The sequence below is a fragment of the Photorhabdus khanii NC19 genome (genome assembly GCF_000517265.1).
Taxonomy (GTDB): domain Bacteria; phylum Pseudomonadota; class Gammaproteobacteria; order Enterobacterales; family Enterobacteriaceae; genus Photorhabdus; species Photorhabdus khanii.
The window spans coordinates 381,461-394,343 of record NZ_AYSJ01000013.1 but is presented as its reverse complement, the minus strand read 5'-3'; the positions used below and the strand labels follow the sequence as shown (position 1 = coordinate 394,343).

Annotated in this window: 13 protein-coding genes and 1 pseudogene; 7 read left to right on the top strand and 7 right to left on the bottom strand. The window is 43.4% G+C overall.

The genetic code is table 11. The annotated features are described in order from the left end of the window. Positions 1–478 precede the first annotated feature (478 nt). The 3 genes from pyk to PTE_RS13750 all read right to left on the bottom strand — a co-directional run bounded on the left by pyk (position 479) and on the right by PTE_RS13750 (position 4,618). A complete protein-coding gene (gene pyk / locus PTE_RS13760) occupies positions 479–1,921 on the bottom strand; it encodes a pyruvate kinase (RefSeq protein ID WP_036847495.1) in 1,443 nt (480 codons plus the stop codon). 417 nt (positions 1,922–2,338) lie between these two features. Further along, positions 2,339–3,352 carry a tail fiber protein gene (locus tag PTE_RS13755; RefSeq protein WP_036847492.1) on the bottom strand — a complete coding sequence of 338 codons (1,014 nt, stop codon included), beginning with the start codon at positions 3,350–3,352 and terminating at the stop codon, positions 2,339–2,341. 405 nt (positions 3,353–3,757) lie between these two features. Further along, positions 3,758–4,618 (bottom strand): MurR/RpiR family transcriptional regulator, encoded by an 861-nt coding sequence (locus PTE_RS13750; RefSeq protein ID WP_036847490.1) that lies wholly within the window; start codon positions 4,616–4,618, stop codon positions 3,758–3,760. Positions 4,619–4,964: 346 nt separating this feature from the next. On the opposite strand from PTE_RS13750, the gene zwf reads away from it, so the two are divergent. The 4 genes from zwf (at position 4,965) to PTE_RS13730 (ending at position 8,358) form a co-directional block, all read left to right on the top strand. Then, complete coding sequence (zwf, locus tag PTE_RS13745) at positions 4,965–6,440, top strand: glucose-6-phosphate dehydrogenase (protein WP_036847487.1); 1,476 nt, start codon at positions 4,965–4,967, stop codon at positions 6,438–6,440. A 506-nt stretch (positions 6,441–6,946) separates the two neighbouring features. Then, a complete protein-coding gene (gene mdtJ / locus PTE_RS13740) occupies positions 6,947–7,363 on the top strand; it encodes a multidrug/spermidine efflux SMR transporter subunit MdtJ (RefSeq protein WP_036847484.1) in 417 nt (138 codons plus the stop codon). A 1-nt stretch (position 7,364) separates the two neighbouring features. After that, complete coding sequence (mdtI, locus tag PTE_RS13735; RefSeq protein ID WP_036847482.1) at positions 7,365–7,697, top strand: multidrug/spermidine efflux SMR transporter subunit MdtI; 333 nt, start codon at positions 7,365–7,367, stop codon at positions 7,695–7,697. A gap of 274 nt (positions 7,698–7,971) precedes the next feature. Beyond that, positions 7,972–8,358, top strand: coding sequence for an aspartate-semialdehyde dehydrogenase family protein (locus PTE_RS13730; RefSeq protein ID WP_036847480.1), 387 nt, complete (start codon positions 7,972–7,974; stop codon positions 8,356–8,358). Between the two features lie 117 nt (positions 8,359–8,475). Here the strand turns inward: PTE_RS13730 and PTE_RS27290 are convergent, their stop codons facing one another. Both PTE_RS27290 and yoaA read right to left on the bottom strand, forming a co-directional pair. Further along, positions 8,476–8,547 carry a hypothetical protein gene (locus tag PTE_RS27290; protein ID WP_071992993.1) on the bottom strand — a complete coding sequence of 24 codons (72 nt, stop codon included), beginning with the start codon at positions 8,545–8,547 and terminating at the stop codon, positions 8,476–8,478. A gap of 153 nt (positions 8,548–8,700) precedes the next feature. Further along, entirely contained in the window at positions 8,701–10,632 is a 1,932-nt protein-coding gene (gene yoaA / locus PTE_RS13720; RefSeq protein ID WP_036847477.1) for a DNA repair helicase YoaA, read from the bottom strand. A 100-nt stretch (positions 10,633–10,732) separates the two neighbouring features. Here yoaA and PTE_RS13715 point away from each other — a divergent pair, with 100 nt between their 5' ends. The 3 genes and pseudogenes from PTE_RS13715 to PTE_RS13710 all read left to right on the top strand — a co-directional run. Then, the gene (locus PTE_RS13715) at positions 10,733–11,077 is read left to right on the top strand and encodes a RidA family protein (RefSeq protein WP_036847475.1); all 345 of its coding nucleotides are present in this window, start codon (positions 10,733–10,735) and stop codon (positions 11,075–11,077) included. Positions 11,078–11,255: 178 nt separating this feature from the next. Then, positions 11,256–11,390, top strand: coding sequence for a hypothetical protein (locus PTE_RS26855; RefSeq protein ID WP_269149737.1), 135 nt, complete (start codon positions 11,256–11,258; stop codon positions 11,388–11,390). Positions 11,391–11,525: 135 nt separating this feature from the next. Further along, positions 11,526–11,765, top strand: a pseudogene (locus PTE_RS13710) (transposase); the annotation flags it as partial. A gap of 168 nt (positions 11,766–11,933) precedes the next feature. Here PTE_RS13710 and PTE_RS13705 read toward each other — a convergent pair. Then, positions 11,934–12,734: an aspartate/ornithine carbamoyltransferase family protein gene (locus PTE_RS13705; protein ID WP_245219057.1), complete on the bottom strand. Its 801-nt coding sequence runs from the start codon at positions 12,732–12,734 to the stop codon at positions 11,934–11,936. Continuing rightward, positions 12,644–12,880: a hypothetical protein gene (locus PTE_RS13700; RefSeq protein ID WP_036847470.1), complete on the bottom strand. Its 237-nt coding sequence runs from the start codon at positions 12,878–12,880 to the stop codon at positions 12,644–12,646. The genes PTE_RS13705 and PTE_RS13700 overlap by 91 nt, the downstream gene beginning before the upstream one ends. Positions 12,881–12,883 lie beyond the last annotated feature (3 nt).

Here is a 12,883-nt window from a genome sequence, read left to right as displayed (position 1 = left end):
TCTTGAAATCTATAAGGTATAGATGATTAATTAGTTAGCTCATTATTTCCTTCTAATAAAAGTATATCATCGGGAAATTTGGTATTTCCACATGGAAAATGCTGATATCAACGCCTAATTACTAATGTTATGTTGAATGATTGTCAATATAATTTTCTGCCTTTTATGATGTAACTCAGAAGATATAAACTGGATTTTTAGATATATCAGACAGGTAGCGCTTTGATGGAGATTAATTTTTAGCTAATGAGAATCTACTTAAATTATTATTATTTATATTATTTAGGGTGAAGATATTTACTCTAAGTTTAATATTGTATTGAAAACAGAATGACGGATAAAAAACAGCATTTTGTCAACAATCTGAGACGGTAAAAACTTTTTTACCGTCGGTTGTATTGGATAAGCGAAGTGCGCCAGTCTTCCCGATTTAATCTGTGTCCTCCCCGAAAGCCCGACGCTAAAATGTAGTGAGTTTTTATTCCACTTCAAGAATACGGCAGGTGTTAGTACTGCCAATGGTTCCCATTTGGTCGCCCTGAGTCACCAGAACAAGGTCGCCGGATATTAGATAACCTTTATCTCGCAGGCGGTTAACGGCTTCATTCGCTGCTGTGATGCCGTCAGTATGACTGCTGCAATAAACCGGTGTAACGCCCCGGTAAAGTGCTGTCTGGTTCAGGGTTTTCTCATGGCGGGACATAGAGAAAATAGGCAGACCAGAACTGATGCGGGACATTATTCGTGTAGTGCGGCCTGATTCGGTCATTGCGATAATTGCTTTAACACCGTTTAGATGGTTTGCCGCGTACATGGTGGACATGGCAATCGCCTCTTCGGTACTGTCGAAAGTCGTGTCTAGCCGATGTTTGGATACACTGAGCCCTGGCATCTTTTCCGCTCCCAGACAGACCCGCGCCATCGCGGCAACGGTTTCGGCAGGGTATTGGCCCGCTGCGGTTTCAGCGGAGAGCATCACCGCGTCAGTACCGTCAAGAACCGCGTTTGCCACGTCCATAACTTCTGCACGGGTCGGCATTGGGTTGGTGATCATGGATTCCATCATCTGTGTTGCGGTAATCACTACACGATTCAGTTGGCGGGCGCGGCGGATCAATTTTTTCTGCACACCAACCAGTTCCGGATCACCGATTTCTACGCCGAGGTCACCACGGGCAACCATCACGACATCGGAAGCCAGAATGATTTCATCAATGATTTCATCACTGCTAACGGCTTCTGCACGTTCAACTTTTGCCACGATCTGTGTTTCGCAACCGGCATCCCGCGCCAGACGGCGGGCATAATTGAGATCTTCACCGGTGCGGGGAAAAGAAACAGCGAGGTAATCAACACCGATTCTAGCGGCAGTGATAATGTCTTCTTTATCTTTTTCGGTCAGGGCTTCAGCGGATAAACCCCCGCCCAGTTTGTTGATACCCTTATTGTTGGATAGCGGGCCACCCACGGTCACTTCCGTAAATACTTTCATTCCCTGAACTGCTAATACTTTCAGTTGAACACGGCCATCATCCAGTAGGAGAATATCGCCCGGGACAACATCAGCGGGTAATCCTTTGTAATCAATACCGACTTTCTCCTTATCGCCTTCGCCTTTACTAAGGTTGGCATCAAGCAGAAATTTATCTCCGATATTCAGGAAAATTTTGCCCTCTTTAAACGTTGATACGCGGATTTTAGGTCCCTGAAGATCGCCAAGAATAGCGACATGACGCCCCAGGCGGGCGGCGATCTCGCGGACTTTATTGGCACGCTGGATGTGATCTTCTGCGGTGCCGTGGGAAAAGTTGAGGCGGACTACGTTTGCACCCGCAGTAATAATCTTTTCAAGGTTATTATCGCGGTCGGTAGCCGGACCAAGTGTAGTAACAATCTTAGTTCTTCTGAGCCGTCTAGACATGCATTACTCCGTTGACCTGTTAGTATGCCCACCGCAAAGTCGCAAGCGACTATCGTAGGGCTTTTTGTGACCCGTATCAGCTTATACCGATACTTTTCGCTGTAGTGCTTGTGCTGACAGTTGTCTCTGTAGGGGAACTACAGGGGGAACGTTTTACACAATCACTATGCCCTGGCGAATCAGCTAGCCCTTCTATGGCGGGGATATTTATTGCCGCGTTTCTATCCTATCATGATTTGTTCCCGGTTTATCAACAATCTAATGGTCTTGAAGGGTTTTGGTATTGAAAAGCGGTAAGCGGTATTTTCAATGATGAAGGATAAATTCCACTATGTGAGCTGTCTCTTAAGTTAGATTTGTGATCAAGAGACAGCTATTTACGTGAGGTTTGTCAACGTTCAGGAGGATGCAGTGGCCTTATGCTTTTCGATACCATCCCATCAATTTGACATATGAATTTGTAATTGAAATCGCAGCATTGGCGCCCGTGTCTCCCGTATTACCTGAAATTGTATGGTTATGTGATCCTATTGATACAATATGAGAATGGGCGCCATTAGTGCTGGTGTTGAATTTGTAATTGTCTGAATCTATAGAGCTTGACCCTGTATTGTTTCTAGTGTTGTCATAATAGCCATAACGCCCACCGAAAGCTTCACCCCAACCGCTATCATGATAGTGATCTCCGGCGATACTGGTGGTTTTGGTGCCATAATCAAATGTGCTCGTTGTCCCAAAAAATGTATGATTGTGCGCTGGTATTTGTGCCGTCGTCAGATTTACCGAATCATTACCACCGGTTGATAAAATATCGGCACCATCGGCTTTGGCTAATCGAACGGTTTTATTTTCACCGATATATTCCCATTTAGTGCCCGGAAATAGCTCATTTGGGTTTTTATTTTGGGCAAACCAAACCACAATTCCTACAGGATATTGTGTGTTAATAATGGTTTCTATTAAGCCGAGATTTTTCAAAAATGCATTTTTATCAGGAATGTCTGCGCCGTTTTGGTTTTTTTCTAGTCGGTTATTAGCATTATCGTTTACATCAGAAACAAGTTTCTGAGTGGCTGCCAGTGTATTACTATCGCCTGTTTTTTCTGTGAGTTGAATAACGCCTTTTCGTGTTAATGAGGCGTTCGGAACTTCTGTTGTGATTTTTTGTTTTAATGCTTCATCTAATTGGGTCGTGAGTTTAGCTATATCACCATCATCCAGCACATCATTGCCAGATTGTGTCGCGATAAAATCAGCTATGACAGATGATATTGTTGATGATTGACGTAATACCTTATTTAGCAATTGAGTAGTAATATTTTCTGTCGGAAATCCTGTCTTTATATTTTGATTTTCTTCATATTTTTCTTGGTTAATTACATTAGCGTTATCACTAATGGAAAAAGCTTTAAAATCATTTTTCGGACTCATATGCTCTCCTGGAATTAAATAATATTGATTTATAATCAATTGGTTAAATTATTTTTAAGATGATTTTTGCGACTTATGTCAATGATAGTTTAGTCTAGGGAAAATAGGATAAAATATCCTTATCACTTAGAAGGATAACTTTTTTTATATAATTGTTGGTAATGAAGATCCTGAGGCTGGGTGGCCGGATAAATATTTGAAAATTATTTCTCACACTATTCATTTTGGTGCTTTTTTCAGGGTGATTATTATTTTATTAGATTAACCCGGTGATATACATTTTTCCTCCCATGACTTTATAATTTCTCTTTTAGGTGATCGTATTAAACAACGTTTCAAAAATAGTAGCTCACTTGAGGTGAGCTCAGTCCAATTTTTGCGATTTATTCAATAGCTATAGGGCTTTCAGATTGGGGGAAAGTCAATTTTATCAAAACGTGAATCTCGCAGCGCTTCTTTAACTCTTTTTAAGTTATCTCTAAACTTTGCGCCACGGCGCAGGGTAAAACCGGTAGCCAGAACATCTATGACGGTTAATTGGGCAATTCTTGATACCATTGGCATGTAAATGTCCGTATCTTCCGGTGCATCCAGAAGTATCGCCAGGGTTGCTTCGCGGGCGAGAGGGGAATTGTGAGAGGTAATGGCGATGACTGCCGCGTCATTTTCCCGCGCAAGCTGCGCCGCTTCAACCAGGCTTTTGGTTCTGCCAGTATGGGATATCAGCACGACCACATCACCTTCGGCACTGTTAATACAGCTCATTCGCTGCATTACGATATCGTCAAAATAGATAACCGGAATGTTGAATCGGAAGAATTTATTCATCGCGTCATGAGCAACGGCGGCAGAAGCCCCTAAACCAAAAAATGAAATTTTCCGCGCCTGAGTCAATAAATCGACAGCTCGGTTAACGGCTGCGATGTCCAAATTGTTTTTTACCGTGTCCAGCGTCGCCATGGCCGATTCAAAGATCTTATTGGTATAGGCACTGACTGTATCGCTCTCTTCAACATTACGGTTTACATAAGGCGTGCCATTGGCAAGGCTTTGGGCCAGGTGGAGTTTGAAGTCAGGAAAACCTTTGGTATCCAGACGGCGGCAAAAACGGTTAACGGTGGGTTCACTGACTTCCGCCATTTTTGCCAGTGTTGCGATACTGGAATGAATGGCAGTTTGTGGTGAAGCCAGGATTATTTGCGCCACTTTTTTTTCTGACTTGCTCAAGTATTCAATACTGTTTTGGACTCGTTCCAGTGTATTCATAAAACGCAGTGACCTGTGATTTTAGCGATTTCATTCAGAGGAGAAATCTATGTAAGTTTTATGAAAATATATTACTAGCAATAAATTGAAGCTGGCAGCGGGAAGTCACAATAATCCAATATTTTTCATAAAAGTATGACAAGTGTCTAATTTTCATATTGGTAACTATATTTCATGTAAGTTGGAAAATTACATAAAACTATCACTAGTTTAGCTGCGGTGGTACAGGTCGCTAACATGAAGGCGAGGGTTATTTGCTATAGCTGTTTACGCGATATAGCCAAAAGGGTACATTATCGGTTAAGGCTGTAACAAAATTACAATATCCCGCAATGAGGAGATACATATGGCGGTTACTTCTACGGCTCAGGCTTGTGATTTAGTTATTTTTGGCGCTAAAGGGGATTTGGCTCGCCGGAAATTATTACCCTCCCTTTATCAGCTTGAGAAAGCGGGTTATATCCACCCAGAAACCCGGATTATTGGTGTTGGCCGGGCTGATTGGGATAAAAAAGCTTATACCCAGGTTGTTGAAGAAGCTCTGAATACATTTTTGCCGGAAAAACTCGATCCAGAATTATGGAAGGCATTGAGCGCGCGTCTGAATTTCTGCAATCTGGATGTTAACCAAAAGGAAGATTTCACCAGACTGAAAAAAATTCTTAAGCAAGATAACCGGCCTGCAATCCACTATTTTGCCATGCCACCGAGTACTTTTGGTTCTGTCTGCCACGGATTGGGGCTGGCGGGGCTGAATAAAGAGCCAAACCGGGTTGTCATGGAAAAGCCTTTAGGTACCGATCTTGAATCATCCAGGGCCATTAATGATGAAGTTGCCAAATATTTTAATGAGTGTCAGGTCTATCGTATTGACCATTATCTGGGTAAAGAAACCGTATTGAATTTGCTGGCACTGCGTTTCGCCAATTCATTGTTTGTGAATAACTGGGATAACCGGACCATTGATCATGTTCAAATTACGGTAGCGGAAGAAGTCGGTATTGAGGGCCGTTGGGGTTATTTTGATCAAGCCGGGCAGATGCGCGATATGATTCAGAATCATCTGTTGCAAATCCTGACGATGATTGCCATGTCTCCTCCGGCAGATCTGACTACGGACCATATCCGTGATGAAAAAGTGAAAGTATTGCGTTCCTTGCGCCGTATTGATCACACCAACGTGAGGGAGAAAACAGTACGTGGTCAATATACTGCCGGTTTTGTTCAGGGGAATAAGGTTCCAGGTTATCTGGAGGAAGAGGGGGCGAACCAATCCAGTAGGACAGAAACTTTTGTCTCTATCCGGGTCGATATTGATGATTGGCGTTGGGCTGGGGTTCCTTTCTATCTGAGAACCGGCAAACGTTTGCCAACTAAATGTTCTGAAGTGGTGGTTTATTTTAAAAAACCAGCGTTGAACCTGTTCTCTGAATCCTATCAGCAACTGCCGCAGAACAAGTTGACGATTCGTCTGCAACCGGATGAAGGTATTGATATTGAAGTGTTGAACAAAGCACCGGGGCTTGAGCATAAACATCGTTTGCAAACAACCAAACTGGATCTGAGTTTCTCTGAAACGTTCAACCATATTCTGCTGGCGGATGCTTATGAGAGATTGTTGCTGGAAGCAATGCGAGGTATTCAGGCGCTGTTTGTTCGTCGTGATGAGGTAGAAGAAGCCTGGAAGTGGGTTGATTCCATTATGAATGCATGGGCTGCGGATAATGATGCGCCTAAGCCTTATCAGGCGGGGACATGGGGGCCGGTTGCTTCTGTTGCCATGATCACCCGTGATGGCCGCTCGTGGAATGAGTTTGAATAACGGGTAATGAGCGTGGGATTGTAAGAGTCCTTATATTGAGGCCCAAGCTGCGTTGTGAGCGGCTTGGGTTGGTGTCATCAAGATATAGAATACCCCAATTTTTTCGCTTATTTGTGCCTTCAGTCAAGAAAAGAATAAAATTGAGCAGTTGCTTTCTATTATTCTATATGGTAGAAGTAATAGGCTAAATAACACTATAACTATGAGGATTCTTAGTATATCGTGCGGAATATCAGTGCGATGAAAGAATGAGATATCATGAACAGCGCCAAAAGCGTCCGGTTTCAAAGATCTACCCACATGCTTTTCCTTTCTGCCATTTTATCCAGTGAGCACTACTGGTGCGGTGCGTTATAGCGTCTTACTCCTGTTAACCGGTTTTCAACCGGCATTTCTATTTCGTCAAAACGTCAGGTTATTTATTTCTCATCTCATTTGCTGATGAGTTCAGTGTTTTTACTGGCTTGCGTCTTGACGTGCGTATTTGCGTGTTCAGGAGAAAGAAAATGATTTACTGGTTATTCCTTGCAATGGCAATCGTCACCGAAGTTATCGGTACTTTATCGATGAAACATGCCAGCGTTTCAGGTGGGATGGGGGGCATGGCAGTGATGTACATTATGATCGCTACATCCTATATTTTGCTGGCAATGGCGGTGAAAAAAGTTGCGCTGGGTGTTGCGTATGCGTTGTGGGAAGGGATTGGTATCCTGTTTATTACTGTTTTTAGTGTGATGTGGTTTGATGAATCACTGTCGTTGATGAAAGTGGGCGGTCTGGCTCTGCTGGTGACAGGGATTATGTTGATTAAATCCGGGACTAAAAAAGTGGCAGTTAAGAAATCGGCTGAGGCGGTGAAAAAGATGGCAGATAAAGCTGTCAATGCCGCCGTAACTAAAAACAGTAAAATTAAGGAGGCATAACATGTTGCAACAATTTGAATGGTGGCATGCTGCGTTCCTGTTTCTTGCTGTCGTGTTGGAGATTTTAGCGAATATTTTATTGAAATTGTCTGATGGTTTCAGACGCCATTGGATGGGGGTTTTCTCACTGGTTGCTGTTCTTGGGGCGTTTAGTGCGCTTGCCCAGGCAGTGGAGGGAATCGAACTTTCCATCGCTTATGCTTTGTGGGGCGCTTTCGGCATTATCGCCACGATTGCTGCCGGCTGGGTTATGTTTAATCAACGTCTGAATTGTAAAGGTTGGGGCGGTATTGTTTTGTTGTTGCTCGGGATGGTGATGATTAAGATGGCGTAGCCGTAAGAGTGACTTGGATTCTAATTGATTGATTAACTTATAATAATCTGAGCTTTGTTTAAGCGATGTCATTTGCGGACATATCACCCATCGAGCGGATGCCACCTGTATGATTTGCTGATGAGGTTAGCGTTGTTAATCATCTTTTATGTCGGTGAGGAGATTTATCTATAACTTATCAAACAGTTGTAATCCTTAATGACATTAATCTATCACTGATGTATAACAAAATGCTTAACAATTTTATAAATTCATACAGGTAAAATATATATAGATGAAAAAGGTCGGTTTAATCGGTTGGCGGGGAATGGTGGGCTCTGTTTTGTTGCAGCGTATGCTGGAAGAAAATGATTTTCGAGGTATTGCCCCGCACTTTTATAGTACATCAAGTGCCGGTTCCGCTGGTCCTGTCATTGATGGCATTACTTATCAACTTAAAGACGCCAATTCGGTCAATGCGTTGGCAGAAATGGACATAATCATTACCTGTCAAGGCGGCGATTACACCAAGGCCATTTATCCAGCGTTATCAGTGGCTCTTTGTGCGTGGGTGTCGGCCGTTATAAGAAAATGTCACTTAATGATGAACCAATCTATTCTGTCCTCACCGTCGGTGATCAACTGCTGTGGGGTGCAGCCGAACCGTTGCGCCGTATGTTGAATATTCTGCTTAACCGAGCGTAATCAACAGATAAAAAATGATGCATTGCGGATACAGCCAGGTATTGTTAGGTCACTCAGTGGGACAATAATACCTGATTTTAATGGTAATTCTGGCTCATAAACAGCCCATATCTCCTTTTTCAATTTTTTGCAGTGTAGTTCTGGATATACCCGCACGTTCTGCCAAATTCTTTTCTGACCACCGAGTTGTTTTCTGCCTAGCTTGATTTGTTCTCCGAGTAGCATGGCTGCTTCTTGGGAGAATTTGGGTTGGCTAATTTTCCATCAGACAACCCTAGAATCATAGTTTCATAATTGTTCGCTCAATCAGCAGATATAATTAATCTTTCCTACCGGAGCTTTTCAGAGATTGCCGGGCTTGCAGAAAGGCAACAGCTTTTGCTAAATCGCGGGTGCGTGGTGAAGGCGGCAAACTGTTAAGAAATACTTCGCCATAAGGACGCATCACCAGTCGGTTATCACAAATCACAACCACACCATAATCATCAACATCACGAATAAGCCGCCCGACACCCTGTTTCAGGCTAATAACCGCATCTGGCAACTGAACTTCATTAAATGCATCACCGCCTTTAAGCTGGCAATCTTCAATGCGGGCTTTTAACAGCGGATCATCCGGCGCTGTAAAAGGCAGTTTATCGATAATGACACAGGAAAGCGCATCACCCCGCACATCCACACCCTCCCAAAAACTGCTGGTTGCCACCAATAACGCGTTCCCGGCAGAAATAAACTGAGAAAGTAACTGACCTTTACTGGTTTCACCCTGAACCAAAACCGGTAACGTCATGCTGGCCCGGAACTCTTCGGCCAAACTGCGCATCATCTGGTGTGACGTGCATAAAAAGAAACAACGGCCTTTATTAGTTTCAATCAGCGGCTTAAGCATTCTCGCCAGCCATTTTGCACCACCGGGCTGATTCGGTGACGGTAAATGACGAGGAACACAAAGCAGCGTCTGACGTTGATAATCAAATGGACTTGGCAACAGTAAAGTTTTCGCTTCTTTTAGCCCAAGCCGTTCGGTGAAATGTGAAAGCTGTTCGTTGACGGATAATGTAGCTGACGTGAAAACCCAACAACCTGATTGCTCATTAATAATTTCGCTGAATTTGTCGGAGACAGACAGAGGTGTTAACGCCAAAAGAAAATGGCGACCATAACTTTCAAACCAATAACTGTAACCGGGGATAGTCACATCTTTCAGGCGCTTAAGACGGTTACGGTAAATTGTCGCCCGTTCAAAGGCCGCATCCAGCATAACTGAACGCCCCAGCGACAATTTCACCACGTCATAACAAAGCTCAAGTGCGTCATCAAGAAATACCAGCGCCCGTTGCACCTGCGGATTTTGCAACAACTCCCGCAAATTCCCCCGATAGCCATTCTTCCCCAATGCCAGCCGGAAATCCTGAGTACTTTGACTCAGACGATCCGCGCTCTTCTGTAACTGAGCTTGATCCCGCACTTCCGTGCGGTACGCCATAATAATGTCTCTGGCGAGATCCATCAGCTGGCGACTACTTAACTGCTGACCAAAATATTGGCTGGCAATATCGGGGATCTGGTGCGCTTCATCAAATATCTTCACTTCCGTTTGTGGGATCAACTCACCAAATCCGGTCTCTTTCACGACCATATCCGCCATAAACAGATGATGGTTGACGACAATAACATCTGCATCCATTGCCCGGCGACGCGCTTTCAAAACAAAGCACTCCTGATAGCGCGGACAATCACTGCCAAGGCAATTATCGTTAGTACTGGTGACCAACGGCCAAACCTGGCTGTCTTCCGCTATCTGATGACAGGAGCTGATATCACCCTCTTCAGTTTGTGAAGACCAGTTTCTCAACCGGACGATATCAGACAGAATGTCTGCTTCCAGCTGTCCCCCACCAAAAGAGTTCTGTTCCAGCCGTTCCAGGCAAAGATAATTCGAACGCCCCTTTAACAGCGCCAGTTTACCGGTGAAATTAATTGCTTCAGCGACAGTCGGCAAATCACGATTATAAAGCTGATCCTGCAATGCCTTAGAACCTGTAGAAATAATCACTTTTTGCCCAGAGCGCAATGCAGGTGCCAGATAGGCAAATGTCTTACCTGTTCCTGTGCCTGCTTCTACAACCAATTGTTGATGGTTTTTAATCGCACACTCAATAGCAGTTGCCATTTCTCTTTGAGCATCGCGGGGTTTGAAACCTTTTATTGCTTTGGCAAGGGAACCATTTTTCGCAAAATCGTCTGACACAAACTGTCTCTTTCAATAGAATGGATGGAGATTATGCCAATACTGTGTTCTGATCACCACCCAAAATCAGGCATATGGCAGTTAACATTAAGGAGTATCCATGACAATTGAGCGTATTGATTCACAGGATCGTTGGTCTGAAGCGGTGGTTTACAATAAGACAATTTATTACACCAGCGTACCGGAGAATCTGGATGGTGATATTACTGAGCAGACGGCAGATACACTGGCCGCGATTGATATCATGCTACAACGCCTCGGGTCTGATAAAAGCAAAATTATCGATGCCACTATTTTTCTGGCCGATGGAGAAGACTTTGCCGGAATGAATGCCGCCTGGGATGCATGGGTTGTGGCAGGAAGTGCACCTGTACGCTGCACAGTTGCAGCTAAGTTAATGAACCCAAAATACAAAGTCGAGATAAAAGTTATCGCAGGCATTTAACATTCATTCGGGATATTCTTCTGCTTTTTATAAGTTGAGCACATAGAGGCCATTAAGAACATCCATTGAATTTTTCTCCCATATCTTGCATTTTTAATGACCATGATAATGGTCATTAAAACCATTAAAGACCAAATTAAAACTAATTGAAAAAGGTCATTTTTCGGAGGGATTGAATATGATTAAAAAGTATCGTAGTAATGCGTTTGCTGCAATTCACGAAACGATGGAGGAACTGAGCGAAATAGGGGTTGTCAATGAGAGCATGAAATTGTGTGGGGCACCACATTGGTGTTTATGCTGCTATAGCTAATGTAGAACCATCAACCTTACTCTGGTTAGCTCATTAATTCTGATGCCGGGATACCAACGCTCAAATTGTGCCTTTAGCTCGCCATTTAGAACGGCTGTCCGAGGGATGCACTTAAATGATTGCCCCATGTTTTTTTATGCTCTCGACATCAGCAAGGTGATCTACACCACCAACGCCATCGAATCGCTGAACAGCGTGATCCGGCATGCCATCAAAAAGCGCAAAGTGTTCCCGTCAGACGACTCGGTGAAAAAGGTGGTGTGGCTGGCCATCCTGGCAGCATCGCAGATATGGACGATGCCGCTGAAAGACTGGCGGATGGCGATGAGCCGCTTTATCATTGAGTTCGGTGATCGCCTTGACGGTCACTTCTGAGAAAAGGCGTTTACACAAAATCGTAAATAGGCTCGGATTATTGATTGCAAGCCTCTACATGTACCCTTGCCCTTGCAGCCATCACTAATGCTGCCTGAGTCATCGCCGCCACTGTGAACATCACCTGACCAACTACCACCAAACCCCTTCCTGTTTACGCACGAATCCTTACCGTCCCCCAATAACGTTGAAGTAACCTTGAAGAATTGCCATTCTAACAAAAACTCCGTTCTCAGCCTGAGAAAAATAAGCACAATGTACTGAATTATCTAACTCATAAGGAAGCTCATAACCTCGCGGAAGAGGATGCATAATTATGGCGCGGGGATGTAAGTATGAAAGTAGATCAGGAGTGAGCATCAAATTGGAATCGGGTAAATGATTTGCTGTTTCTTTATAACCCGCTATATAAATAACATCCGCACTATACAACCCCTCTTTTATGTTACGGAGATATTCGTAGGTGACACCAGTTTGACGAAGGTACGCTTCGTCTTCTGGTAAAAGCTTACAATTTTCTTCAGTGCAAAGTAATAATTTTATATTGTGAAACAGGGCTATACAAAAGAGAAGGGAGCGCGCTGATCGGGAAGATGGGTGACAGCATAATAATAAAGTTAATGATTTATGAAGAGGGAAAGATTGATGAATGGTAAAAATATCAAGTAAAGCCTGCGTTGGATGCTCTGCATTTAATCCTTCACCATTTCCCGCATTTATAACGGGAAGGCGGCTTTTTATACAATAGTTATGCACAGGCTCAACTTTGGCATGGCGCATAACGGCAATATCGGCATACGCATTGATCATTTGTGCAGTATCCGTAAATTTTTCATTCCAGCTTGAACCAGAACGGCTTGACTCACCATCAGCAAAACCTATAATTTTTGCACCAAGACGGTTGGCTGCGCTTTCAAAGCTGAGGCGAGTTCTTGTACTGGGCTGAAAAAAAAGTGAAGCAACAAGGATATCTTCATTTCTTTTTTTATTTTTTTATCAGGTTTTGATACTTTAAAATTCTGAGCCAGCTCTATGATATTCATTATAGTGTCTAAGTCTAATGATTTAATAGAGAGAAGGTTATCTTTTAGAAAAAAATTTTGCACTGATATCATAAC